Raw genomic sequence first — 25,021 nt, forward strand, 5'->3', positions numbered from 1 at the left:
CGTCAGCTGACGCCCATGTAGCGATCGGCGCGGTGGTTGACCGCCAGCACCAGGTTCAGGGCCACGGCGCCGAGCACCGACAGGGCGACCTTCTCCGGCGGCACGATGAACACGGCAGCGAGCACGATCAACGCATCGATGGCCATCTGAAAGGTGCCGGCGCGCAGGCCGATACGCGCCTGCAGAAAGAGCGCCAGAATGTTCAACCCACCCAGGCTGGCCTTGTGCCGGAACAGCATCAGCAGCCCGACGCCCATGGCGAAGCCGCCGAACAGCGCGGCGTAGTAGATGTTCAGTTCGGCGAAGCGGATCCACTGCGGGGTCAGCTCCGCCAGCAGCGACACCAGCCCCACGGCGATCACCGTGCGCAGGGTGAAGCCCCAGCCCATGCGCCAGATCGCCAGCAGATAGAAGGGGATGTTCAGGGTGAAGAACACCAGCCCGAAGGACCAGCCGGCGAAATACTTGAGTAAAAAGGCCAGCCCGACCGTGCCGCCGGTGAGCAGGCCGGCGTGGCTGTAGAAGGCGATGCCGAGCGCCACCATGGCGGTGCCGAGCAGCATCGCCAGCGCATCCTCCCAAAGCGGATGGCGCACGAAGATCGCGGCGATGCGCTCGGCATCGGCCGGCAGCGCGTCGGTTCTGGGGTTCTGCATGTGATCGGTCTCGTGGCGAGCGGAGGGAAAGCATAGGCGCTGGCGCCAGGTGAAGACTTGGCGCCGGTCAAGATCAGCGTGGGGGAGCCGGGCTCAGCGCCGCTGCCAGGTCTCGAAGCGGTACGCCGGCGCATCGCCCTCGGCCGGGTGGGCCTGGCTGTCGACGCGCTCCCATTCGGCTTGGTCATAGTCCGGGAAGAAGGCATCACCCTCGGGACTGGCTTCGATGCGGGTCAGGTAGAGCCGCTGCGCCTGGGGCAGCGCCTGGGCATAGAGCTGCGCGCCGCCAATCAGCATTAGCTCGTCGACGCCCTGCTCGCGCGCCCATTGCTCGGCGCGAGTCAGCGCCGAGTCGAGATCGGTGAAGGTTTCGGCACCCTCGAGTTGCAGGTCAGGCTGACGGCTGACCACCAGATTCAGGCGACCTGGCAGCGGGCGACCGAGTGAATCCCAGGTCTTGCGGCCCATGATGATCGGCTTGCCGAGGGTCATGGCCTTGAAATGCTTGAGATCGGCCGGCAGGTGCCAGGGCATCCTGTTGTCGAGCCCAATCACATGGTTGTCGGCAAGCGCCGCGATCATCGCGAGGGGAAGAGTGGTCTGATTCATGGCGGCGAGAATAACAGAGCATCCGAGGGGCAGTCAGCGCCGTCAGATACACGTCAGCATCATCGAACGGTCACAACTGCTTTACCGAAGCGTCAATCGGTCGTCATCGTCAGGCTTCAGGCTTACCGCTCCCCTTCCATGGAGACGCCCGCAATGGCCCGCCACAGCCGCACTACACTGCGCCACCTGTTCGCCGCCTGCAGCCTGCTGCTGCCGATCGCCGCCTTCGCCGCCACGCCCGACGCCTCGGTCGCAGCGCAGAACGGCCGCGGCGAGCCCCATCCGCTGATCATCGCCCACCGCGGCGCGAGCGGCTACGTGCCGGAGCACACGCTCGCCTCCTACGCGCTGGCGATCCTGCAGGGTGCCGACTACATCGAACCTGATCTGGTGATGACTCGCGACGGCCAGCTGGTCGCCCGTCACGACAATGAACTGGGGCTGACCACCGATGTGTCGCAACATCCCGAGTTCGCCGACCGCAAGCGCACGCAGATGGTCGACGGCGTGGCGCTCACCGGCTGGTTCAGCGAAGACTTCACCCTGGCAGAACTGAAAACGCTGCGCGCTATCGAGCGCATCCCGGCGATTCGCCCCGGAAATGCCCGGCTGGACGGGAGCCTGGAGATCCCGACCCTCCAGGAGATCATCGATCTGGTGAAAACCCTGCAGCTGAGCGAGCACCGCCGCATCGGGCTGTACCCGGAAACCAAACATCCGACGCACTTCCAGAAGCTCGGCCTGGCGATGGAAAAACCGCTGGTGCGTATCCTCCATCGCAACGGGTACGCCGGCCGCAACGCGCCGGTGTTCATCCAGTCGTTCGAAGTGGAAAACCTCAAGACGCTCCGCGGCATGACGCAACTGCGGCTGGTCCAGCTGTTCGGCGGCGGTCAGCCCTACGACCAGCAAGTGCGCGGCAGCGACCTGACCTATGCGCAGATGGCCACCGCCAGCGGGCTCAAGGCGATCTCGCGTTACGCGGCGGGCGTCGGCCCGGAAAAAGGCTACATCATCCCGCGCGACGCCAACGGCAACCTCGGCCAACCTACCGACTTCGTACCGAACGCCCATGCGGCAGGCCTGAAAGTGCACCCGTACACCTTCCGTGCCGAGAACGCGTTCCTGCCGACCGACCTGCGCAAGGGCGACTCGCCCGCCGCGCGCGGCAATGTCGAGGCCGACATCCAGGCCTTCCTCGACGCTGGCATCGACGGGCTGTTCATCGATCAGCCGGACATCGCGGTGAAAATGCGCGGGCAATAGCACCAGCGGTATCCGCCCGGCCAGGACGGCCGGGCATCGTTGCATCCGGGCGATATTCGTAATGATTGGCGCTGCCGAGCCCGTCAGCCGATCACGCCCGCCTGGCGCAGCCCGGCCAGTTCCGCTTCGCTCTTGCCGAGCACACGGCTGAGCACGCTGTCGGTGTGCTGGCCGTGCAGCGGCGGTGCGGTCGGCGTCACCGTCGGGGTGCGCGACAGCCGCAGCGGGCTGCGCACCATGCGCACCTCGCCGGCCAGCGGATGCTCGGCGCTGATGACCAGATCGCGGTAGCGCGCCGGTTCGGAGTCGAACGCCTGCGCCACGGTCTTGACCTCCCCCACCGGAATACCTCGCTCGCGTAGCGCGGCGATCAGCGTCGCGCTGGTCCAGCCCTTGAACGCGGCCTGCAACAGCGGCAGCAGCGCATCGCGATGCTCGGTGCGACCCCGGTTCTGAGTGAAACGGGGATCGTCATAGAGCTCCGGACGGTCGAGCACGTCCTGACAGAGCCGCCGGTATTGCTCGTCGTTGCCCACCGCCAGGGCGATGCGCCCGTCAGCGGTGTTGAACAGCTGGTAGGGCACGATGCTGGGGTGCGCATTGCCGAAGCGCTGCGGCACCTTGCCGGTGTTCAGGTAACCGGTGGCGATGTTGGCGAGAAAATGCATCGCGCTGTCGGACAGCGCCACGTCCACCGCCTGGCCGCGGCCGGATTTCTCCCGCTCGTACAGCGCGGCCAGGATGCCCTGCACCGCATTCATGCCGGTGACCAGATCGATGAAGGCCACCCCGAGGCGCATCGGCTCGCCGTCCTTTTCACCGGTGATGGACATGAAGCCGCTCTCGGCCTGGATGATGAAGTCGTAGCCCGGACGATTCTCCAGCGGATTGTTCTGACCGTAGCCGGTGATCGAGCAGTGGATCAGCCGCGGGTTGATCGCCGACAGCGCCTCGTAGTCGAGCCCCAGCCGCTTGAGGCTGGCCGGAAGGAAGTTGTCCACCACGACGTCGGCCTCGGCGGCGAGATCGAGGATCAATTGCCGGCCCGCGGGGGTGCGCAGGTCGACCGCAAGGCTCTGCTTGTTGCGGTTGGCGGTGAGGTAATAGGTCGAGATGCCCTGCACGGCTGGCGGCATCCAGCTGCGGGTGTCGTCACCACCGTCCAGGCTCTCGATCTTCCAGACTTCCGCACCGAGATCGGCCAGCGCCATGGTCGACCAGGGCCCGGCGAGGATACGTGTGAGATCGAGAACCTTGATGCCTTGCAGAACGCTCACCGGCGTCTCCTTTTCCTGTTGATCGGACGCAGCCGAAGGTGGCCCAAGCCAATCCAAACCACAACCGCCGGCCCCCAACCTAGTGTTCGATTACCGCACAGGATTTGGTGCGCAGCGGTAACCAAGGCAACGCCATCCTTTAAGGTGCTGGTGTCCGAACCGGCGGTCGATCGACCGGAGCTGATGTCCCGCCGTTCACCTTGCCGCTCGCGGCCCCAAAACAATTACAAAACGGAAGGATTTTCCATGACCTCGATGTTCAAGCGCGCCGTTTGCCTGCTGGCGCTGAGCGCCACGCTCCCACTCGCCTCCCTCACCCATGCCGCGGACTGGCCGACCGATAACGTCCGTCTGGTGGTGCCCTACGCGCCCGGCGGCACCACCGACATCCTGTCGCGCAAGGTCGCCGATCTGCTGCAGAAGGAGATCGGCACCGTGGTGGTCGAGAACCGTGCCGGCGCCGGCTCGACCATGGCCACCGGGCAACTGGCCCGCGGCGGCCGCGGCTCCGACCACACCATTCTCATGGCCTCGCCCGGGCACACCATCGGCCCGGTGATCTACAAGAACCTGCCCTACGATCCGGTGAAGGATTTCACCTTCATCCGCAACGTCATCGAGATCCCCAACGTGATGGTGGTGCCGGCCGACAGCCCCTATCACTCGGTAAAAGAGTTCATCGATGCCGCCAAGAACAAGGAGATGACCTTCAGCTCCTCCGGCGTCGGCAGCTCGATCCACATGTCCGGCGAGCTGTTCAAGACCATGACCGGCACCAAGATGACCCACGTGCCTTTCCGTGGCAGCGGTGAAGCCCTGCCGGCACTGCTCAGCGGCGATGTCGACGTCTCCTTCGAGAACATGCCCACCGTGCTGCCGCACATCAAGTCCGGCAAGCTGCGTGCGCTGGCGGTGACCTCGGCCGAGCCCTCGCCCTACCTGCCCGGCGTCGAGCCGCTGTCGAAGCTCGGCGCCGACATGGGCCTCGGCGATTTCGTCACCACCGCCTGGTTCGGCCTGATCGGCGATGACAGCCTGCCGGATGATGCGGTCAAGACGCTGCAGACCGCTCTCGACAAGGTGCTCGACGACCAGAGCTTCAAGGATTTCGTCGCGCAGATCGGCGGCGAGACGGCCAGCGAAGAAGGCGACGCCTTCCGCGATTATGTCGCCAAGGACGTCGAACGCTGGCAGCGCGTCGCCAGCCAGGCCGAACTCAAGTAAGGCGGAGAAGACAATGACTGCTGCCGCCGCCAGCCGCCCGCGCTGGGCCAACGTCAACACCCTGCTCGGCGCATTCTGGCTCGCGGCCGCGCTGGTGTTCCTGTTCTACCTGGTGCCGAACTTCATCGAGGAGGCGCCGATGGTCGACAACCCCATGCAGTCGCCCCGCTGGCTGCCCAGCGTGGCCGGCTGGCTGGTGGCGGTGCTGTCGCTGGCGTTGATCGTAGAGGGTTGCCTGCGGCCGCCACGGCCAGTGCCAGACCAGGCCAGCGAACGGGCGCCGGCCTGGCGCCCGCTCTTGATGCTGGCCGGGCTGGCCGTCTACTGGCTGCTGTTCGAGCCGCTGGGCGCCATCGTTGCCGGCATCCTCGGCACCCTGCTCCTGTTCATCGCGCACCCGGTGCGCAAGCCCTGGCTGTATGTGCTGGCCATCGCCCTGCCGTGGCTGGTCAGCCTGCTGTTCATCCACGTGCTCAACGTCCCGCTGCCCTCCGGCACGCTCTGGGACTGATCCGCCCCTTTCGCGAGTGACCGCATGGAACACTTTTCCGAAGTCCTGAGTCTGTTCCTCAGCGTCGACAACTTCATCGCGATCGGCATCGGTGTGCTGATCGGCGTGGTGGTCGGCGCAATTCCCGGTTTGACCGCCACCATGGCCGTGGCCCTGGCGCTGCCCTTCACCTTTTCGCTCGAGCCGGTGACCGCCATCCTGCTGCTCGTGGGCATCTACAAGGGCGGCATGTACGGCGGCTCGATCACCGCCATTCTGATCCACACGCCCGGTTCGCCCGCGGCAGCCTGCACCCTGCTCGACGGCTACCCGTTGGCGCAGCAGGGCAAGGCGAAGAAGGCGCTGCAGATGGCGCTCTACTCGTCATGCATCGCCGACGTGCTGTCGAACCTCGCGCTGATCCTGTTCGCCTCCTACCTGGCGAAGATCGCCCTGAACTTCGGCCCGCCTGAGTTCTTCTGGCTGATCTGCTTCTCGCTGACCATCATCATCTCGATTGCCGGCGAGTCGGCGATCAAGGGCCTGATCGCCGCCGCGCTGGGCGTGATCGTGGCCTCCATCGGCATGGACGTGGTCTACGGCAGCCAGCGGCTGACCTTCGGCAACTACAACCTGATGGACCGGGTCAATTTCGTGCCGTTGCTGATCGGCCTGTTCGCCGTGCCAGAGGTCATCGACTTCTACCTGAAGAAGGCGGCACCGCACATCAAGGCAGCATCGAGCGGCGCCGGTCTGACCCTCAAGGAGCTCAAGGCCAGCCTGAAAACCATCGTCCGTGGCTCGTTCATCGGCGTGATCATCGGCGCCGTGCCCGGCACCGGCGCGACCGCCGCGGCATTCATTTCCTACAGCGAGGCCAAGCGCCGCTCGCCCAACCGCGGCAATTTCGGCAAAGGCGAGCTGGAGGGCGTGGCAGCCTCGGAGTCGGGCAACAACGGCGTGGCCGGCGCCACACTGATCCCGCTGCTGTCGCTGGGCATTCCGGGTGATGTGATCACGGCGATCATCCTCGGCGCCTTCATGATCCACGGCCTGACACCGGGTCCGGTGCTGTTCCAGGAAAACCTGACGCTGGTCTACGCGCTGTTCTGCGGAATCATGCTGAGTTCGGCAGTGCTGCTGCTCGTCGGCCATGGCGTGATCAAGTACTTCTCGCTGGTCGCCGACATTCCCAAGGCGATCCTGCTGCCGATCGTGCTGATGTTCTGCGTCTACGGCGCGTTCGCGGTGAACAACAGCACCTTCGATATCGGCTTGATGCTGCTGTTCGGCGTGGTTGGCTACGTCTTCAACCGCACCGGCTTCGCCACCGCCCCCTTCCTGCTCGGTTTCATCCTCGGGCCGATGTTCGAGGACAACCTCCGGCGCACCCTGCTGATCGGCCGCGGCGACCCGATGATCTTCTTCCGCGGGCCGATCACCTGGCTCTTTATCGTGCTCACGGCGCTGTCGTTGATCTTCGCCGTGCGCCGCTACTGGCAGGAGCGCATCAAGACCGACTGACCGCGGGCGGTCGGTTCACACCTAAGCGGGGCGGCACGCCGGCCGCTCCCTGGCGGTTGGCGATGACCTGCAGCGTCTCGCTGACGTTGAACGGTACGATCAGCAGCTCGCACCAGCCCCGCAAGCCGTCAGGCCACCGAGCCAGTAGGAATATTGATCTTCGACATTGGCCTGGAGTCCAAGAGAAAGACACCGCGCAAGCGCGGGCTCGGACGTTCACGCGTCCGACCGGCAGCGGTTATGCTCTGAACCGAGCCCCTTGACGAGAATCCGCGTGCCCCAAGCTCCCCTGCCGCCGCTTGACCCTCTCGACCGCCTCTGGCTGACCGAAGCCGTGCGTCTGCGTGAAGAACATGCCGGCCCCTTGGACGATGCCGAAGCCAATCGCCAGGCGCGCGCGCAAGGCGGCGAGCTGCCCGCGCTGATCGAGCATCGCGCGCTATGGCTGGCGCGCCGTGACGGGCTGGCCGAAGCGCTGCGGCACTGGCGGCAAGGGGCGAAGCTGGCGGGCATCGCGCTGGTGCTGCTGGCACTGTTCACCGGTGCCGGGCTGGCACTGGCGGCACTGGGCGACGGTGTGCGGTCGGTCAACGTGTTCTGGGCGCTGGGCAGCCTGCTCGGGCTGAACCTGCTGACCTTGCTCGGCTGGCTGCTGGGATTTTTCCTCGCCGGTGACAGTGGCGCCGCACTGGGACGATTGTGGCTGTGGCTCAGCCAGAAGCTCGCTCGCGACGCCCGTGCCGTGCAGCTGGCGCCGGCGTTGCTGGCGGTGCTCGACCAGCGCCGCCTGGGCCGCTGGCTGCTGGGCCTCGGCGTCCACGGGCTGTGGCTGGTGGCCATGGGCAGCGCCCTGCTGACGCTGCTGGCTCTGCTCGCCACGCGGCGCTACGGCTTCGTCTGGGAAACCACCATTCTGGGCGACAGCACCTTTATCAACCTGACCCAGACGCTCGGCACGCTGCCCTCGCTACTGGGTTTCAGCGTGCCGGACATCGAACAGATCCGCGCCAGTGGGGCGCTCGACAGCGGCGCCCTGGCCGGCACCGCCTCGGCCGGTGGCACCGAGACCGCCCGGCAAAGTTGGGCCGGCTGGCTGGTCGGCGTGGTGCTGGTCTATGGCCTGTTGCCGCGCCTGCTGCTGGCAATCCTGTGCCTGTGGCGCTGGCGGCGCGGCCGTGCCCGGCTGCGCCTGGATTTGCAATTGCCGGCCTATCGCCTGCTGCGTGAACGCCTGCAACCGCCTAGTGAGCGCCTCGGGGTCAGCGATGCGGCGCCGCAGCAGTTGCACGCACCCAGCGCCGGTGCGCAACTGGACGGCAGCGAGGGCGCCGTGCTGGTGGCCATCGAGCTGGACCCGAGCCACCCCTGGCCACCCAAGCTGCCGAAGACCGTGGCCGATGCCGGCGTGCTGGACGATCGCGAACAACGCCGCCGACTGCTGGAGCAACTCACCCGCTTTCCGCCCCAGCGCCTGGCCATCGCCTGTGATCCGCGCCGTTCGCCGGACCGCGGCACGCTGGCGCTGATCGGCGAACTGAGCCGTTGCGCGGCGCAAAGTCGCGTCTGGCTGCTGCAACCGCCCGCGGGCGAAGCGCTGGACAGCCATCGACTGCAAGACTGGCACCAGGCACTGGACAGCGTTGGACTGCCTCATTCGGGCAGCGCACCCATGACCTGGCTGGAGACTGGCCATGATTGATCAGCTTGGTTCGATTGCAGAAGGCGCCGCTCAGCGCATCTGCCGCCTCGCAGACGTTAAAGCGGAGTCGCAGTCATGAGCACACCGCTGAAACTCGCCCTGGTCGGCCACACCAATGTCGGCAAGACCTCGCTGCTGCGCACCCTGACCCGGGATGTCGGCTTTGGCGAGGTGTCCCACCGGCCGAGCACCACCCGTCACGTCGAAGGCGCACGGCTGTCGGTCGACGGCGAACCGCTGCTCGAACTCTACGACACGCCCGGCCTGGAAGACGCCATCGCCCTGCTCGACCATCTGGAGCGAATCGAACGGCCCGGCGAGCGGCTCGACGGCCCGGCCCGTACCGCGCGGTTTCTCGATGGCAGCGAGGCGCGCCAGCGTTTCGAGCAGGAAGCCAAGGTACTGCGTCAGCTGCTGGCCAGCGACGCCGGGCTTTACGTGATCGACGCACGCGAGCCGGTACTGGCCAAGTACAAGGACGAGCTGGCGGTGCTGGCCGGCTGCGGCAAACCCCTGCTGCCGGTGCTCAACTTCGTCGCGCAACCCGGGCATCGAGAGGAACAGTGGCGTGAGGCATTGGCGCGGCTGGGCCTGCACGCGCTGGTGCGCTTCGACAGCGTGGCACCACCGATCGATGGCGAACGCCGGCTGTATGAAAGCCTGGCGCTACTCCTTGAGCAGTCGCGGCCCAAGCTGCAGCGGTTGATCGACGACCATGAAGCCCAGGCCGCGGCGCGGCTGGCCGAAGGTCACCGGCTGATCGCCGAGCTGCTGGTCGACGTCGCCGCCTGCCGCCGTAGCGTTGCGGCGCAGCCCGACCTCGAGCGCGGCGCCATCCGTGAGCTGCACGACGCCGTGCGGTCCCGCGAGCAACGCTGCGTCGAATCCTTGCTGCGGCTCTATGGCTTCCGCCCACAAGATGCGGCGGCTGCCGATCTGCCGCTGCTCGACGGCCGCTGGGGTGACGACCTGTTCAACCCCGAGACGCTCAAGCAGCTCGGGGTGAAGATCGGCGGCGGGATGGCGGCCGGCGCGGCGGCTGGTGCCGGGGTCGACCTGATGGTTGGCGGCATCACGATGGGCGCGGCGGCGCTGCTTGGGGCGCTCGCGGGCGGTGGTGCGCAGACCGCCAGGCATTACGGCAACCGCCTTCTAGGGAAGCTCAAGGGCCAGCGCGAACTCACCGTCGATGATGCCGTGCTGCGGCTGCTTGCCCTGCGCCAGCGGCGGTTGCTGATTGCCCTCGCCGCCCGAGGGCATGCCGCGATGGAGGCGATCCGCCTGGAAGCGCCGGACGACAAGGCCTGGCGTGAGGGCAGGCTGCCCGAGGCGTTGCATCGTTGTCGCGCCCATCCGCAATGGTCGTCGCTGAACCCCGGCGCCCGTCCCGAGCAGGCCGAGCGGCAGCAGCAATTGGCAGAGCTGATCATCAGTTTGCAGAAGAGCTAGCCAACAACCGCAGCTTGGAGGGTGGGTTCGTAGCTCATCCGGCCACTGCAAGAACTCGCCTTGATCGGTGCCCGCAGCCGGCGATCAGCTGCGTGCCGGCAGCCCGCTTTCGGCTGCGACCGGTGCCTCCGAACGGCCGAACAGTAAGGTCCCCAGTGTCGCGATCATGATCAACAGCCCGCCGATCCAGCCCTGCACGTCTAGCCGTTCGCCCAGCCAGAGCCCGGCAATGAGGGCGCCGAACAGCGGCTCCGAGCCCATCAGCAGCGACACCCGCGTCGCGCTGGTACGGCCCAGCGCCAGGTTCTGCACGTAGAGCGCAAACAGCGTGGCGAAGCCGACCAGATACAAGGTCGCCGCCCAGAACGCCGGACTCTGCGGCAGTGCCGGCAGGCCTCCCGGTAGCGCCAGGCCCAGCAGCAGGCAGCCCGACGCCACCACTGCGCTCTGTACCGCCGTCAAAGCCAGCGGCGGCACCTCGAGACCGGCCGTCAGACGTCGCGTTAGGCAGACCAGCACGGCACGCAACAGCGCCGCCGCAAGCATCAGTCCATCCCCCAGATTGAGCGCTATCGCCGCCCCGCCTGTCAGCAGCCAGACGCCAGCCAGCGATAGCGCGCAGGCGGCAAACAGCAGGTTGCTCGGCCGCTGGCGCAACATCGCCCATTCGACGAACGGGGTGAACACGACGCACAGGCTGATGAGGAAGGCCGCATTGCTGGCCGTCGTGAGCATCACGCCCCAGGTCTCGCAGAGAAAGATGCACAGCATCACCAGGCCCAACGGCAGGCCCGGACGAATCGCGCGCCGCCCGTCTCCGCGCAACTGGGGCAGCAGCACAATGAACGTCAGCCCGAAGCGAATCGCCAGAAAACCCAGCACCGGATAGAACCACAGCGCCTGCTTGGCCACCGCATAACTGCTGCCCCAGATAACCGCCACCATCAGCAACATGGCATCGGCCAGCCAGAGCTTGCGTCGCACCGCACCTTGCCAATCTCTCATGCCGAACTCCTATCCGAATGCACGGATTGTCCACTGATGTGCTGCGGTCGATAATCCAGCAATACGGAAAAGGACTTGTTCGGCATGAGAACAAATGAGAGGGCTTCGTTGTTACCCGGTATGGCGGTGTTCGTGCGGGTGGTCGAGGCTGGGAGCTTCTCCGCGGCGGCCCGTCAGCTGGGAACGACCGCCTCCGCGGTCAGTCGCCAGGTGGCGCGCCTGGAGCAGGAGCTGTCGCTACGACTGATGGAGCGCACCACGCGGCAATTGCGGCTCAACGAAGCCGGCAGCGAGTTCTACGGCCATTGCCGCTCGATGCTGGATGCCGCCGACCAGGCTCTGGCCATCGGCGAGCGCCTGATGAGTAGCCCGCGCGGGCTGGTGCGCCTGAGCGTGCCCAAGGCCTACGGCAAGTTCGTGATCAGCCCGCTGATACCGGGCTTCCTGCGCCGCTATGCCGACGTAGACGTGCATTTGCAGATCAGCGACCAGAGCCCGGACCTGATCGAAGACGGCTTCGACCTGCTGGTGAAAGTCACCGATCAACCGCCCGAAGACCTGGTCGGCAAGCCGCTCGGGGCGGTGCGTCAGCTGCTGTGCGCGAGTCCGGCCTACCTGGACCGGCAGGGCACGCCGCAGCATCCACAGGAATTGCTCCGCCACAATTGTGTTTACCTGGGCGAGCACGCGGGCGACAACCGCTGGCATTTCAGCGATGGCGAGCGGCAGGAGATGGTGACGGTGCGCGGTCGCTATGTCTGCAATCACAGCGAAGCGAGACTGGAAGCGGCGCTGGCCGATATCGGCGTCACGGTGCTGCCACATTTCACTGCGGCCCAGGCCTTGGCCGACGGACGCTTGCGCGAGGTGCTGCCGCACTGGCGCTACACCGGATCCTATCAGGGCGCGGCCTGGCTGCTGTGGCGGCAGAACCAGCACCTGCCGCCGAAGCAACGGGTGCTGATCGATTACCTGAGCGAGGCGCTGGCATCCTGCTGACCAGGAGCTGTAGAACCAGGCCTCGACGCTGGTCAGTCGCGCTTGGCGACTTCCTCGGCCATCCGGGTCAGGCCCAGGTGGCGGACGTCGGTGCCGCGCACCAGGTAGATCACCATCTCGGCGATGTTGCGGGCGTGGTCGCCGATTCGCTCCAGCGAACGCAGCACCCAGATCACGCTGAGCACGCGTGAGATCGAACGCGGATCTTCCATCATGTAGGTGACCAGCTCACGCAGCGCGGTCTTGTATTCGCGGTCGACGGTCTTGTCGTACTGCGCCACCGACAACGCCAGATCGGCGTCGAAGCGGGCGAACGCATCCAGCGCCTCCTGCACCATACGGCGAACCTGATCGCCGATATGGCGGACCTCGACGTAGCCGCGCGGCGATTCGCCGTCTTCGCACAGCTCGATGGCGCGGCGGGCGATCTTTGTCGCTTCGTCGCCGATGCGCTCCAGGTCGATCACCGACTTGGAGATGCTGATGATCAGACGCAGGTCCGAGGCCGCTGGCTGGCGTCGAGCAAGGATGCGAATGCACTCCTCGTCGATGTCACGCTCCATGTGATTGATCTGATCGTCGACGTCACGCACCTGCTGCGCCAGCCCGGAATCGGCTTCGATCAGCGCGGTGACCGCATCGTTGACCTGCTTCTCCACCAGGCCACCCATGGCCAGAAGATGGCTGCGCACCTCTTCCAGCTCGGCGTTGAACTGCTGGGAAATGTGCTGGGTGTGGCTGTCTTTACTGATCATCTCAAGCTCCTAAAAGCCGCTGGAGGCTAAAGGCTGAGGGCTGAACGATACGGAGTCGCCTGTCGTCCAGCCTTCAGCCTCGAGCGCTGTTGTCGTCTGTCGACCGTTAGCCATAACGACCGGTGATGTAGTCTTCCGTCTGCTTCTTGTCGGGATTGGTGAACAACGTATCGGTGTCGCCGTACTCGATCAGCTTGCCCATGTACATGAACGCCGTGTAGTCGGAGACCCGCGCGGCCTGCTGCATGTTGTGGGTCACGATGACGATGGTGTACTTGGCCTTGAGCTCATAGATCAGCTCTTCGACCTTCAACGAGGAGATCGGGTCGAGCGCCGAGCTTGGTTCATCGAGCAGCAGCACTTCGGGTTGCACGGCGATGGTCCGGGCGATGACCAGACGCTGCTGCTGACCACCGGAAAGGCCCAGTGCGGACTCGTGCAGGCGGTCCTTCACCTCGTCCCACAGTGCCGCGCCCTTGAGCGCCCACTCGACGGTTTCATCGAGCACGCGCTTCTGCTTGATGCCCTGGATGCGCAGGCCGTAGACGACGTTCTCGTAGATGCTCTTGGGGAACGGGTTTGGCTTCTGGAACACCATGCCGACGCGACGACGCAGGTCGGCCACGTCTTCGCCCTTGCGGTAGATGTTGTGGCCGTCGAGGTTGATGGCGCCCTCGATGCGGCAGCCGTCGACCAGGTCGTTCATGCGGTTGAAGCAGCGCAGCAGCGTGGACTTACCGCAACCGGACGGACCGATGAAGGCCGTCACGCGCTGACGCGGGATGTTCATGCTGACGTTGTAGAGCGCCTGCTTTTCGCCGTAATAGAGGCTCAGGTCGGGCACTTCGATGGCCACGGCTTCGCTGGCCAGGCTCAGCGCGCGCTTGTCGCGACCCAGCGCCGAGATGTCGATGGAATGCGTCTTTGCTTGTGACATGGGTGTCTCCGTAGTCGCTGGAGGCCAGAGGCTCGAGGCTGGACGCGGTCGGTGCCGCATGTCGTCCAGCGTCTGGCCTCCAGCGCTTTATCGGGCGTTAATGATCAAGCGCTTTGTATTTTTCGCGCAGGTGATTACGAATCACCACCGCACTGAGGTTCAGCGTCGCGATGACCAGCACCAGCAGCAGCGCCGTCGCGTATACCAGTGGCCGCGCCGCCTCGACGTTGGGGCTCTGGAAGCCGACGTCATAGATGTGAAAGCCCAGGTGCATGATCTTCTGATCGAGGTGCAGGTAGGGGTAGTTGCCGTTGAGTGGCAGGGTCGGCGCCAGCTTGACCACGCCCACCAGCATCAGTGGAGCGACTTCGCCGGCGGCACGCGCCACCGCGAGAATCAGGCCGGTCATCATGGCCGGGCTGGCCATCGGTAGCACTACCTTCCATAGCGTTTCGGACTTGGTCGCACCGAGCGCCAGCGAGCCTTCGCGCAGGATCCGCGGAATCCGCGCCAGGCCTTCCTCGGTGGCGACGATGACCACCGGCAACGTGAGGATTGCCAGGGTCAGCGAGGCCCACATCAGGCCGGGCGTACCGAATACCGGCGCCGGCGCCGCTTCGGGATAGAAGATGCGGTCGAGCGAGCCGCCCAGCACGTAGACGAAGAAGCCCAGGCCGAACACGCCGTAGACGATCGACGGCACGCCGGCGAGGTTGTTCACCGCGATGCGGATGATCCGGGTCAGCACGCCCTGCTTGGCATATTCACGCAGATAGACCGCGGCGATGACACCGAACGGGGTCACGATCACTGCCATGATCAGGGTCATCAGCACGGTGCCGAAGATCGCCGGGAAGATGCCACCTTCGGTATTCGCCTCACGCGGCTCGTCGCTGACGAATTCCCAGACCTTGGCGAAGTAGAAACCGATCTTGTCCGGCAACGACATGGCATTCGGACGATAGGCACGGACGATCTTGCCGAGGCTGAATTCGCGCTGCTGACCATCCATGGTGCGCATGGTGATGCTGTCGCGGTTGAAGTCGCTATGCAGGGCGCGTAGCCGGCCCTCCAGCGCCTGGTAGTCGGCGTCCCAGCGAGCTCGCTCGGCATCCAGTTCGGCCTGGGCATTGGCGTCGAGCTCGTCATCGAGTTCCAGCTTGCGAGTCTTCAGGCGCAGACGCTCGAGGCCATGGTTGATGTGGCCGATGTCGACCTTTTCCAGCCGTGCGATCTGAGCGTAGAGGTCATCGACGCGGTCGATGCGCTGCTGCAGTTCGTTCCAGGCATCCGCGCCCTGGGCGATCAGTCGGCCGCTCTCCTTGATGTTCAGCAGTTCGCCGTAGAAATTGCCCCATTCGCGGCGCTCCAGCACCACCAGATCGGCCGGTTTGCGCGACTGGCTCAGCCACTCGCCGATCACCCAGGAAAAGTCGGCGCCATAGACATCGCGGTTTCCGACCTTGAGCAGTTCGCGCGTCATGAACTCGCCGCCCTCGACATTCACCGGCAAGCCACTGGCGGCCAGACGTGCGCGCGGCACCTCCTCGGCCTGTACCACCTCCCCGGCGACCAGCCGCGGCTCACTGCCAGGCACTTGGTAATCGGCGACGATGACGTCAGCCGGCCAGAAGTGCTCCAGACCGCGCACGGCGATCACAGCCAGCAGGCCGAGGGTCATGATCACGGCGATGGACACGGCGCCGGCGTTCATCCAGACCCAGGGAGTGCCGCTCTTGATCCAGGTGTTCAGCGAATCCTTTTTCACGGATCGATACCTTTGTCGAAATCTTGTCGCAGCCGTCACCGGCTGCGTCTCTGCGCGTCCTTGGACGCGCTTGCATTAAAGGCTGGCGTACTTGCGCCGCAAACGCTGGCGGATCAGCTCGGCCAGGGTGTTCATCACGAAGGTGAACATCAGCAGCACCATGGCGGCGAGGAACAGCACGCGATAGTGGGTGCTGCCCACTTCCGACTCGGACATTTCCACCGCGACGTTGGCCGCCAGGGTGCGCATGCCTTCGAAGATGTTGGCTTCCATGATCGGCGTGTTGCCGGTGGCCATCAGCACGATCATCGTCTCGCCCACCGCGCGGCCCATGCCGATCATCAGGGCTGAGAAGATGCCCGGGCTGGCCGTGAGCAGCACCACGCGAGTGAGTGTCTGCCAGGGTGTCGCGCCCAGCGCCAGGGAGCCCAGGGTGAGGCTTTTCGGCACGCTGAACACGGCATCCTCGGCGATCGAATAGATTGTCGGGATCACCGCGAAGCCCATCGCCAGCCCGATCACCAGGGCATTGCGCTGATCGAAGGGAATGCCCATCTCATGCGACAGCCAGTGGCGCATGTCGCCGGCGAACAGCCAGTTCTCCAGATGCCCGCTGATGGCCAGCGAACCCCAGCCCACCAGCAGGATCACCGGAATCAGCAACACCGCTTCCCAGCCATCCGGTACGCTCAGGCGGATGCGCTCGGGCAGCCGGCTCCAGAACCAGCCGGCCAGCAGGATGCCCACCGGCGTCAGCAGCAGCAGGCTGAAGATGCCGGGCAGGTGGCTTTCCAGATAAGGCGCGAGGAACAGACCGGCGAAGAAGCCGAGGATGACCGTCGGCAGCGCCTCCATCAGCTCGATCACCGGCTTGACCTTGCGGCGCAACGTCGGTGCCATGAAGTAGGCGGTGTAGAAGGCCGCGCAGATCGCCAGCGGTGCTGCCAGCAGCATCGCGTAGAAGGCCGCCTTGAGGGTTCCGAAGGCCAGCGGTGACAGGCTCAGCTTGGGCTCGAAATCGCCGGTCGCCGAGGTCGACTGCCAGACGTAGTCGGGTTCGGGATAGCTCTCATACCAGACCTTGCCCCACAACGCGCTCCAGGAAATCTCCGGGTGCGGGTTATCGATCACGAAGCGTTGCAGCTGGTTGCCGGACTCGACCAGCAAACGTGTGGCGCGCGGCGACATTGCCGCGACTGCCGCACCCTCGGCGACCTGCTGGGTCAGCAGGGTGCGATGCGCCGTGCTGTGGAAGACGCCGAGCTTGCCGCTGGCATCGAGCGCGAGAAAGCCCTTGCGCCGTTCTTCCGGAATGATCTGCCGGATCGGCTGATCACCGAGCTGGAAGTTACGCACGTTCTTCAGCTCGGCCTGCCCGTCGGCGCCGCGCACCATGAACCATTGGCCGATACCGCCGGACGAATCGCCGACCATTAGCGAAATGCCACCCAACAGCCACGAGACGGTCGTGATCTCACCCTTGCCAGCGAGCAATTTGTAGCGTCCGTTGAGCTGCTTGCGGCGCAGATCGAACACGTCGATGCTGGCGTTGCCGCTGAGCGCGAACAGCCACATGTGGCGCGGGTCAATGCGCAGCGCCTTGATCGGCTCGGACAATTGCGGCAATTGCAGACGCTGTTGCTCGAGGCTGGTTTCACCCGTCAGCAGGTTCTCCGTGGCGGCGATCCGCAGGGCCTGCAGCTCACCCTCGGTGGAGCCTGCGACGATCAGGGTCTTGCCGTTCAGGCTGATCGCCGCGTGGGTGATCGGGCGGCCCTGCGGATCGAGCTGCAGCGGCGCCTCGCCGAAGGGATAGTCGAGCTGCGGCGTGATGGTCTTCTGGCCGTTCGGATAGCTGACCTTGTAGTTGTGTTCAGCGACCAGTACCTGGCCATTGTCCAGGCCGAGCACGATCCGGCGATTGCCCGGCGTATCTTGCCCCGCCGAAACGATATGACTGCCGGCCGGGACGGGTAGCTCGACACTGCGCAGCAGTTCGCCGGTCTGGACGCTGAAGAAGCGAGCCTGACCGTCGTTGCCCAGGCGCAATGCAACCTGGTTCTGTTCCTCCACTGCCAGCAGCAGCGGCTCTCCCGCCGTGGCCAGCCAGGCGGGCTGTTGCGCCTTGCGGGCCTCGAGTTCGGCGCCCTGGAACATGGGCGCCACCACCTGGGCGAGATAGAAGAAGATCAGCGTGATGGCGCCGAGCACGGCGAGCCCACCGATGGAGACGTACCAACGCGCCAGGTTGTCTTTCAGCGCACGGATGCGACGCTTGCGTTGCAGCGCCGGGGTATTGAAATCCAGCCGTTGCACATCGGAATTCGCGCTCATGGTCTCACTATCGTTCATGCGAAGGTCCCTGGCCGCTAAGGCCGCTTAACTGCGCCGCGCCCGGGGCGCGAGTCGTTTTCACTGGCTGCCGAGGGCTCGGTCGGGCGCCTAATCTAATCAAGCTGTGTGACAGAAAAATTACAGCGAGGTGACGCGACAACGCCCACCAGCGCAAATTGCGTGGCGGGCGTCCTGCTAGGCTGACGGTGAGCGCCGTCAGTCCGGCAAAGGGGTCTTAGCCTTCCAGACCCAGATCTTTCAGCGTCTTGTCGATGACTTTCTTCGGCAGCGGGATGTAGCCGTCCTTGACCACCACTTCCTGACCCTGCTTGGACAGCACCAGCTTGAGGAACTCGGTGTCGAGCGGGCTCAGCGGCTTGTTCGGCGCCTTGTTAACGTAGACGTAGAAGAAGCGAGCCAGCGGGAACTTGCCAGCCAGTGCGTTCGCTTCGTTGGCCTCGAAGGCCTCGCCGCCCTTGGACAGCGGTACGGCACGGACGCTGGAGGTCTTGTAACCGATGCCCGAGTAGCCGATGGCGTTCAGGGTGCTGGAAATCGACTGTACCACCGAGGCCGAACCCGGCTGCTCGTTGACGTTGGACTTGTAGTCACCCTTGCACAGCGCTTCTTCCTTGAAGTAGCCGTAGGTGCCGGATACCGAGTTGCGACCGAACAGCTGGATCGGCTTGCTCGCCCATTCGCCGGTCAGACCGAGGTCGCCCCAGGTGGTGATGTCCTTCTCGCCACCGCACAGACGCGTGCTGGAGAAGATGGCATCGACCTGCTCGATGTCGAGGCTCTTGATCGGGTTGTCCTTGTGCACGAACACGGCCAGGGCGTCGATGGCGACCGGAACCGCAGTCGGCTTGTAGCCGTATTTTTCTTCGAAGGCCTGGATCTCGTTGTCCTTCATCGGACGGCTCATCGGGCCCAGGTTGGCGGTGCCTTCGGTGAGCGCTGGCGGCGCAGTGGAAGAACCGGCAGCCTGGATCTGGATATTGACGTTCGGGTAGTTACGCTTGAAGTCTTCGGCCCACAGGGTCATCAGGTTGGCCAGGGAGTCGGAACCGACGCTGGACAGGTTGCCGGAAACGCCAGAGGTTTTTTCGTAGCTCGGCAGCGCCGGGTCGACCGCGGCGATTGCATTCGCAGCCCCTACACCAGCGGCAACGAAGGTCAAGGCCGCCATCAAACGATTCAGTTTCATTCCATGCTCCTAGCAGGGGGTGTGTCAGTGTTTGCAACGGAGGCCATTGTCTGGAGGCCGTGTGAACACTCTATGAACTGAATATGACAATCTGGTGACGAAACTGAACTTTAGACCAGCTTGGTCGCTGCCACCCTCGACAGCCGTTATACTCGCCCCGGCCCGCACTACCGCGGACCTTTCGCGCTAGAACAACAAACGCGCCGCGAGTCGACCCGATGAAAGAATACGAACAGGAAGATCCGATACCCCAGGGCGACCTGGCCCTGCAGCTTACCGCCCTGCCGCGCGAAACCAATGGCTTCGGCGACATTTTCGGTGGCTGGCTGGTCTCGCAGATGGATCTGGCCGGCACGGCCATGGCCAGTCGCGTGGCCGCCGGCCGCGTCGCGACCGTGTCCATCGACCGCATGGCCTTCATGGTGCCGGTGGCGGTCGGAGCCCAACTTTCGTTCTATACCCAGACGCTGGAAGTCGGACGCAGCTCGATTCGCATGCTGGTGGAGGTCTGGAGCGATGACCCCCTGTCCAGCGAATGGCGCAAGGTCACCGAAGCGGTATTCGTCTTCGTCGCCATCGACGGCAGCGGCCGCACCCGTCCGGTGACGCCGCGCCGCTGAGCCTCGCGCCTACCTGGTTACCGGGCGAGCAGGTAGCCGTTCTTGCCGGCCTGCTTGGCTTCGTACAGGGCCGCGTCGGCGACCTGATACAACTGCTCGGCATTCTGCCCTGACCGCCACATGGCAATTCCGATGCTGGTGGTGACATAAGCGCTCCGGGGCGATGCCGGGTGCGGCACCGCACGCTCGGCGAGGGCCGCCAGGATCTGCCCGGCAATGGCCTGCGCCGCCTGTGCATCGCAATCGAGCAACAGCAGTGCGAACTCCTCCCCGCCCACGCGCGCTGCCAGATCCATCGGCCGTCGCGAGAAGCGGCCCAGCACTTCAGCAAAGACGCGGATCAGCGCATCACCGGCCGGATGGCCAAGGCTGTCGTTGTAGGCCTTGAAGTTGTCCAGGTCGAGGAGCAGCAATGCCAGCGGCTGACCATCACGGCGCGCCTGCAACAGCGTCTGCCTGAGTGCGGCATCGAAGCTGCGACGGTTGGCCAGGCCGGTCAACGAATCGTGCTGCGCGACCCAGCCGAGCAGTTGTCGAACCAGGAACTGCTCGCGCTGCGAGTACTCATGGACATAGCGGCTGATGGCACCGATCGCCAGCAGCAGCAGGTAATAGCTGACGGAGATCCAGTGCACCCTCATCTCGTCAGACGAGAGAATCAGCGCGGCCATCAGCACATCGATCAGCACGATGGCGGTGGCACTGGCCAGCGCTCGCCAGAAGGTGATGCCCAGAAAGAAGAATGAACAGACGATCAGCAGACCGGCGCCATAACGAAAGGCCATGGCCGGCTGCATGATCTCGTACTGGATGTCGATGCGCGCCGCGACGGTCCCGACCATGACCAGGAACAACGGAAACAGCCGATTGGCGACGACGCGCAAGCGCCTGTGGAACAGCGATATGGCGAGTACGGCGATACCCGGCAGCATCTCCAGCAAGCGCAGCAGGGTGAGCTCGCGCAGCCAGCCCGCGTCCGGCTGGGCCAGCAGGTGCCGCTCGGCATACAGATAACCGCCGACCACCATGATCAGCAGAAAGGCGCCCAGCCGCTGCGCCAACCGTGCCTGGCGATGCAGATAGCGACGAAATTCCCGCTCCAGATCCGGCACGAACAGCAGACGGCGAAACCCCACCAGCAGTTGCCTGCCATAGGGCGTATCGCGGAAATCCTCGGCGGATTGCTGTTCTAGGTTTTGCATCGTGGTCGCTCATGTGCCGGCAAGCCATGATATCACTTGGACATCACTGCAACCGATTTCCCGATGAACGCGAAGGGCAGTGGACTCATCCTGGCGCCGCAGCCAACGGCTCGCTTGCCGATGCCGCCGGGAGGCTCCACTATCGGTTCACCTACACAGTTGGATGTATCGCGTGACTGCTCTATTGCTCGCCCTCTGGCCCCTGTTCGCCCTGATCATTGCCGGCTATTTCCTGCGCCTGCGGGAGTTCCCGAGCGAGGCCTTCTGGCCTGGAGCCGAACGGATCAACTACTTCGTTCTGTTTCCGGCGTTGCTGTTCAGCAGCCTGGCCACCGCGCCGCTGGGCAACCCCGCACTGCCGCGCCTGGCCGGCGCGGTCATGCTCGGGCTGGGCCTCGCGTGGGTGGGCTTGCTGCTCTTGCGGCGCCTGCGCGGCTGGCCCGCGGCGCGCTTCGGCGCTTTCGCCCAAGGCGCCCTGCGCTTCAACACCTATTTGGGCCTCGCGGCGGTGGGCAGCCTGTTCGGCAAGGAGGGCCTGGCCATGGCGGCGCTGATGCTGGCGCTGATGGTGCCGACCGTGAACGTGATGTCGGTCTGGGCGCTGACCGCCGAGCGTGGCGTCAGCGTACGCGGCCTGCTGCTGCCGATCGTGAAGAATCCATTGATCCTGGCTTGCGTGGCCGGCGCCCTGGTCAACCTCTCCGGTCTGGGCCTGCCTGGCGGCACCGACCGCCTGCTCGGTCTGCTCGCGGCCGCCAGCCTGCCGCTGGGCCTGCTCTGCGTCGGCGCGGCGCTGAAGCCCAAGGAACTCGGTGGCGAAGTCCCGGCACTGGGCTGGAACAGCGCCGCGCGCCTGCTGGGCGTTCCGCTGCTGGCGTATGGCGTGGCGCGACTCATCGGCCTGCCCGGGATGGAGACGACCATCCTGGTGCTGTTCTTTGCCCTGCCCACCGCGCCGACCGCCTACGTACTGACCCGTCAGCTGGGCGGCGACAGCCACCTGATGGCGGGCATCATCACTCTGCAAACCTTGCTGGCCGCTGCCAGCCTGCCGCTGATCCTGACGTTGCTCGACGGCTGACCATCACACCCGCACGGCAGCCAGGCGACCAGCATCCAAGTCATGCCGACAGCTGCTCGGCAGACAGGGTCGCTGCTAGCGGACCTTCTCGGGCGGCGGCACCTCTGCCAGCGCGTCGTCGGTCAGGATGGAGTCGATCAGCCGCTGATAGTCCCCGCTGGCCCGCAAGGTCGCCAAGCCCTGGTTGAATCGCTCGATCAAGGCTTCGGCACCCGCGCGGCTGCGCGGAACGATGAGATGCATCGTCTGCCGGCCCAGGACCGAGCGAGAGATGTGGAAACGTTGGAGAGGGGCGCCGGTCGCCAACAGCGCGTAACGCCCCAACAGCAGATCCGCTACGAACAGGTCGTCACGACCGAGCAGCAACAGCTGTGCGCACTCGGCCAGGCCAGGCGGCGAATGGCGTATCAACAGGCCCTGCTCGACCTGCGTCTGCAGGTCTCCAGGCAGTTGCCAACCCAGCGGGTGGCACAGCCTCAACCGACCGCTATGGGCGAGCTGCTCCAGCTCGAGCGCATCGTCCGCCCGGCTGAACAGGCGTTGCTCGGATACATAAAGGGGCGCTGAGTAGAGAAAATCGCGCTCGCGCTGCTCGGCTCGGATATAGGGGAAAGTGGCGTCGTATTCGCCGCGATGGGTCATCAGATAGCCCCGCTTCCAAGGTTGCCAGGCAAGCGACGAGGGCATTCCGCTCTGGGCGAAGGCCGCCTGCACCACCTCGGACAGCACGCCGGCCCCCGCGAGCGACTTTCCGGTGAGCGGAGCATAGTCATCGCCAGTCACCAGCTGCACCTCTGCGCCATGAGCGCCGACGCTGAGTGCCAGGCTCAGCAGCACCCCAAGGCTCCAGTGTCCCGTCATCGACACGATCGATCTCCCTCTGAGCGGCTGACGCACCCTACCCGAATCAATCTCATACGTCTGCACAGCCGATGCCAAGTTTGAAGGACGCGGCGGTGCCGGCCTCGAGCAGCTGCGTTCATCAGAACAGGCTGAGCTGATCACCTGCTGGCACGCTGATGGATGCCGGTGTGCCAGGCGCCGTGGTCGCGCGCTTCTCATCGCCCAAGCTTAGTCGCTCGGCAAGGCCGGCGGCACGCTCGGCACGGGTGCTTACGGCCTCGGCCAACCGCGCCGGCAATGCCCAGATTTCCACCTTGCGCTTGGCCCGGGTGATCCCCGTGTAGAACAGCGAGCGTGTCAGCAGCGGGCTGGGTTGTTCCGGTAGCGCCAGCAACACCTCGGCGAATTCCGACCCCTGGCTCTTGTGCACGGTCATGGCGAAGGCGCTGTCGTGGCTGGGCAACCGCGCCGGGGCGAAGCCGCGGTAACCCTCGTCGCCCTCGAAGAACACCCGCAGGCCCTGCGCGGTTTTCAGGCACAGGCCGATGTCGCCGTTGAACAGGCCCAGCGCGTAGTCGTTCTGCCTGACCATCACCGCTCGCCCTGGATACCAGCGTTCCCGTGCCGGCACGCCAAGGCGCCGTTTGAAGCGCGCTTCCAGCGCCTCGTTGATGCCGGTCACACCAAACGCGCCTTCGCGCTGGGCGGTCAGTGCACGAAAGCCGTTGAAGGCGTCGAAAGCGGCCGCCGGTTCACCCTGCCGTGCGGCCTGCAGATAGGGCGCGTAGCCCTTTTCCAGTCGTTCGATCAGCGCCGCGGAGCTGGGCGTTGCATTCCAGGCAAGATCGGCGCGGTTCTCCTGCAGCAGCGCGACCGTGCCCTTGGCGTCGCCGCCGTTGATGCGCCGCGCCAACTCGCCGATACCGCTTTCGCCGGCGAAGCGGTGGCTGTGAGTGAGCAGCACCACCGCATCGCCAAGCCGCGAGTTCGGCATTTCGGCGGGCACGGGCTGACCGGTGATGCGCTCCAGATCGGCCGCCGCCTCGGCATCGAAACCGCGCCCTTCGCAGAGTTCGGCGAACACCGCGCCGGCTTCCACGGCGGCCAGCTGGTCCTTGTCGCCCAGCAGGATCAGGCGCGCCTTGGATGGCAGCGCGGCGACCAGCTTGGCCATCAACGCCAGATCGACCATCGAGGCTTCGTCCACCACCAGCACGTCCAGCGCCAGCGGGTTGGCCGCGTCGTGCCGCACGCGCGGGCTGTCGCCGCGACTGCCGAGCAGGCGATGCAGCGTGCGCGCCTCGTCCGGCAGGGCTTGCTTGATCGCTTCGCTGACCGGCAGCTCGGCCTTGGCGTTACGGATCGCTTCGGCCATGCGCGCCGCGGCCTTGCCGGTAGGTGCGGCAAGGCCGATGGCCAGGCGCTCGCCGCCGGGCTGCTCGAGCAATGCCGCCAGCAGGCGCACCACGGTAGTGGTCTTGCCGGTGCCGGGGCCGCCGGAGATCACGGCAAGGCGTCGGCGAACAGCCTGCGCGGCGGCCAGGCGCTGCCAGTCCGGGCTCTGTTGATTGAAGGCGAACAAGCGTGCCAGGCTGTCGCTCAGCTGAACTTCATCGACCTCAGGCGCATCCGCCGCCCGAGCCAATAGCTGCTCGGCCAGTTGCTGTTCATAGGCCTGATAACGGGCCATATAGAGTCGATTGCCGACCAGGGTGAGCGGCGCATAGTCACCTGGCGCACCGATAAGCGAGGAGGCCCCCAGCTGCGCTCGCCAGGTAGAAAGCGGCGGCAGGCTCACATCCTGTTCCGGCCATGGGCGTTTGCCCGCCAACCGTTCAAGCGGCAGGCAGACATCGCCATTGGCCAGCGCCTCGCAGCACAGCGCAGCGGCAAGCAGCACCGGTTCGGACGCCTCCGGTTCGAGGCGCTGCAGGCTGGCGACGAAGGCGCGTTCCAGTGGGCCGAGCGGCACATCGGTGAAGGTCATCGGGTGCTCCTGATAAATGCTGCGGCTGTCCGCAAGTCCGATTCGCGGTCAAGACCGCTCCCACGAAAGCATGGCCGCGAAACCACCGC

The 25,021-nt window shown here is 65.4% G+C and carries 21 protein-coding genes; 9 read left to right on the top strand and 12 right to left on the bottom strand.

The features are described 5' to 3' along the window. Positions 1-2: 2 nt before the first annotated feature. Together KCX70_RS20665 and folA are read right to left on the bottom strand one after the other, a co-directional pair. On the bottom strand, positions 3-656 hold the full coding sequence (locus KCX70_RS20665; RefSeq protein WP_212618670.1) for a YitT family protein: 654 nt from the start codon (positions 654-656) through the stop codon (positions 3-5). A 93-nt stretch (positions 657-749) separates the two neighbouring features. Next, a complete protein-coding gene (gene folA, locus KCX70_RS20670) occupies positions 750-1,265 on the bottom strand; it encodes a type 3 dihydrofolate reductase (RefSeq protein ID WP_212618671.1) in 516 nt (171 codons plus the stop codon). A 153-nt stretch (positions 1,266-1,418) separates the two neighbouring features. On the opposite strand from folA, the gene KCX70_RS20675 reads away from it, so the two are divergent. Continuing rightward, positions 1,419-2,531: a glycerophosphodiester phosphodiesterase gene (locus tag KCX70_RS20675; RefSeq protein WP_212618672.1), complete on the top strand. Its 1,113-nt coding sequence runs from the start codon at positions 1,419-1,421 to the stop codon at positions 2,529-2,531. An 83-nt stretch (positions 2,532-2,614) separates the two neighbouring features. Here KCX70_RS20675 and KCX70_RS20680 read toward each other — a convergent pair whose 3' ends face one another. Next, positions 2,615-3,808, bottom strand: coding sequence for a CaiB/BaiF CoA transferase family protein (locus KCX70_RS20680; protein WP_021206090.1), 1,194 nt, complete (start codon positions 3,806-3,808; stop codon positions 2,615-2,617). A gap of 246 nt (positions 3,809-4,054) precedes the next feature. Between KCX70_RS20680 and KCX70_RS20685 the strand changes: the two genes are divergently transcribed. From KCX70_RS20685 to KCX70_RS20705, 5 genes are all read left to right on the top strand, one after another. Beyond that, positions 4,055-5,032: a Bug family tripartite tricarboxylate transporter substrate binding protein gene (locus KCX70_RS20685; protein WP_249121675.1), complete on the top strand. Its 978-nt coding sequence runs from the start codon at positions 4,055-4,057 to the stop codon at positions 5,030-5,032. Positions 5,033-5,045: 13 nt separating this feature from the next. After that, positions 5,046-5,543, top strand: coding sequence for a tripartite tricarboxylate transporter TctB family protein (locus tag KCX70_RS20690; protein WP_212618673.1), 498 nt, complete (start codon positions 5,046-5,048; stop codon positions 5,541-5,543). A gap of 24 nt (positions 5,544-5,567) precedes the next feature. Further along, on the top strand, positions 5,568-7,046 hold the full coding sequence (locus KCX70_RS20695; protein ID WP_212618674.1) for a tripartite tricarboxylate transporter permease: 1,479 nt from the start codon (positions 5,568-5,570) through the stop codon (positions 7,044-7,046). 274 nt (positions 7,047-7,320) lie between these two features. Further along, positions 7,321-8,745, top strand: coding sequence for a DUF2868 domain-containing protein (locus tag KCX70_RS20700; protein ID WP_249121676.1), 1,425 nt, complete (start codon positions 7,321-7,323; stop codon positions 8,743-8,745). A 75-nt stretch (positions 8,746-8,820) separates the two neighbouring features. After that, a complete protein-coding gene (locus KCX70_RS20705) occupies positions 8,821-10,194 on the top strand; it encodes a GTPase/DUF3482 domain-containing protein (protein WP_212618675.1) in 1,374 nt (457 codons plus the stop codon). A gap of 84 nt (positions 10,195-10,278) precedes the next feature. Here KCX70_RS20705 and KCX70_RS20710 read toward each other — a convergent pair whose 3' ends face one another. After that, on the bottom strand, positions 10,279-11,199 hold the full coding sequence (locus KCX70_RS20710; protein ID WP_212618676.1) for a DMT family transporter: 921 nt from the start codon (positions 11,197-11,199) through the stop codon (positions 10,279-10,281). 84 nt (positions 11,200-11,283) lie between these two features. On the opposite strand from KCX70_RS20710, the gene KCX70_RS20715 reads away from it, so the two are divergent. Next, positions 11,284-12,198, top strand: a complete 915-nt coding sequence (locus KCX70_RS20715; protein WP_031310636.1) for a LysR family transcriptional regulator — start codon at positions 11,284-11,286, stop codon at positions 12,196-12,198. Positions 12,199-12,230: 32 nt separating this feature from the next. Here KCX70_RS20715 and phoU read toward each other — a convergent pair whose 3' ends face one another. From phoU to KCX70_RS20740, 5 genes are all read right to left on the bottom strand, one after another. Continuing rightward, positions 12,231-12,953 (bottom strand): phosphate signaling complex protein PhoU, encoded by a 723-nt coding sequence (gene phoU, locus KCX70_RS20720; protein ID WP_021206099.1) that lies wholly within the window; start codon positions 12,951-12,953, stop codon positions 12,231-12,233. Positions 12,954-13,059: 106 nt separating this feature from the next. Further along, positions 13,060-13,890: a phosphate ABC transporter ATP-binding protein PstB gene (pstB, locus tag KCX70_RS20725; protein ID WP_021206100.1), complete on the bottom strand. Its 831-nt coding sequence runs from the start codon at positions 13,888-13,890 to the stop codon at positions 13,060-13,062. A 97-nt stretch (positions 13,891-13,987) separates the two neighbouring features. Then, positions 13,988-15,658 carry a phosphate ABC transporter permease PstA gene (gene pstA / locus KCX70_RS20730; RefSeq protein ID WP_102846842.1) on the bottom strand — a complete coding sequence of 557 codons (1,671 nt, stop codon included), beginning with the start codon at positions 15,656-15,658 and terminating at the stop codon, positions 13,988-13,990. Between the two features lie 75 nt (positions 15,659-15,733). Beyond that, complete coding sequence (locus tag KCX70_RS20735; protein WP_212618677.1) at positions 15,734-18,010, bottom strand: ABC transporter permease subunit; 2,277 nt, start codon at positions 18,008-18,010, stop codon at positions 15,734-15,736. A 217-nt stretch (positions 18,011-18,227) separates the two neighbouring features. Continuing rightward, positions 18,228-19,199 carry a PstS family phosphate ABC transporter substrate-binding protein gene (locus tag KCX70_RS20740; protein WP_021206103.1) on the bottom strand — a complete coding sequence of 324 codons (972 nt, stop codon included), beginning with the start codon at positions 19,197-19,199 and terminating at the stop codon, positions 18,228-18,230. 218 nt (positions 19,200-19,417) lie between these two features. On the opposite strand from KCX70_RS20740, the gene KCX70_RS20745 reads away from it, so the two are divergent. Then, the gene (locus tag KCX70_RS20745) at positions 19,418-19,819 is read left to right on the top strand and encodes an acyl-CoA thioesterase (protein WP_102846839.1); all 402 of its coding nucleotides are present in this window, start codon (positions 19,418-19,420) and stop codon (positions 19,817-19,819) included. 17 nt (positions 19,820-19,836) lie between these two features. On the opposite strand, the gene KCX70_RS20750 is transcribed toward KCX70_RS20745, so the two are convergent. Further along, positions 19,837-21,021, bottom strand: coding sequence for a GGDEF domain-containing protein (locus KCX70_RS20750; RefSeq protein ID WP_212618678.1), 1,185 nt, complete (start codon positions 21,019-21,021; stop codon positions 19,837-19,839). A 163-nt stretch (positions 21,022-21,184) separates the two neighbouring features. On the opposite strand from KCX70_RS20750, the gene KCX70_RS20755 reads away from it, so the two are divergent. Continuing rightward, positions 21,185-22,102: an AEC family transporter gene (locus tag KCX70_RS20755; protein WP_180984038.1), complete on the top strand. Its 918-nt coding sequence runs from the start codon at positions 21,185-21,187 to the stop codon at positions 22,100-22,102. 75 nt (positions 22,103-22,177) lie between these two features. On the opposite strand, the gene KCX70_RS20760 is transcribed toward KCX70_RS20755, so the two are convergent. Beyond that, complete coding sequence (locus KCX70_RS20760; RefSeq protein ID WP_212620402.1) at positions 22,178-22,963, bottom strand: substrate-binding periplasmic protein; 786 nt, start codon at positions 22,961-22,963, stop codon at positions 22,178-22,180. A 121-nt stretch (positions 22,964-23,084) separates the two neighbouring features. Further along, positions 23,085-24,932, bottom strand: a complete 1,848-nt coding sequence (gene recD / locus KCX70_RS20765) for an exodeoxyribonuclease V subunit alpha (protein WP_212618679.1) — start codon at positions 24,930-24,932, stop codon at positions 23,085-23,087. Positions 24,933-25,021 lie beyond the last annotated feature (89 nt).

It is taken from the genome of Stutzerimonas stutzeri (assembly GCF_018138085.1).
Classification (GTDB): domain Bacteria; phylum Pseudomonadota; class Gammaproteobacteria; order Pseudomonadales; family Pseudomonadaceae; genus Stutzerimonas; species Stutzerimonas stutzeri_AI.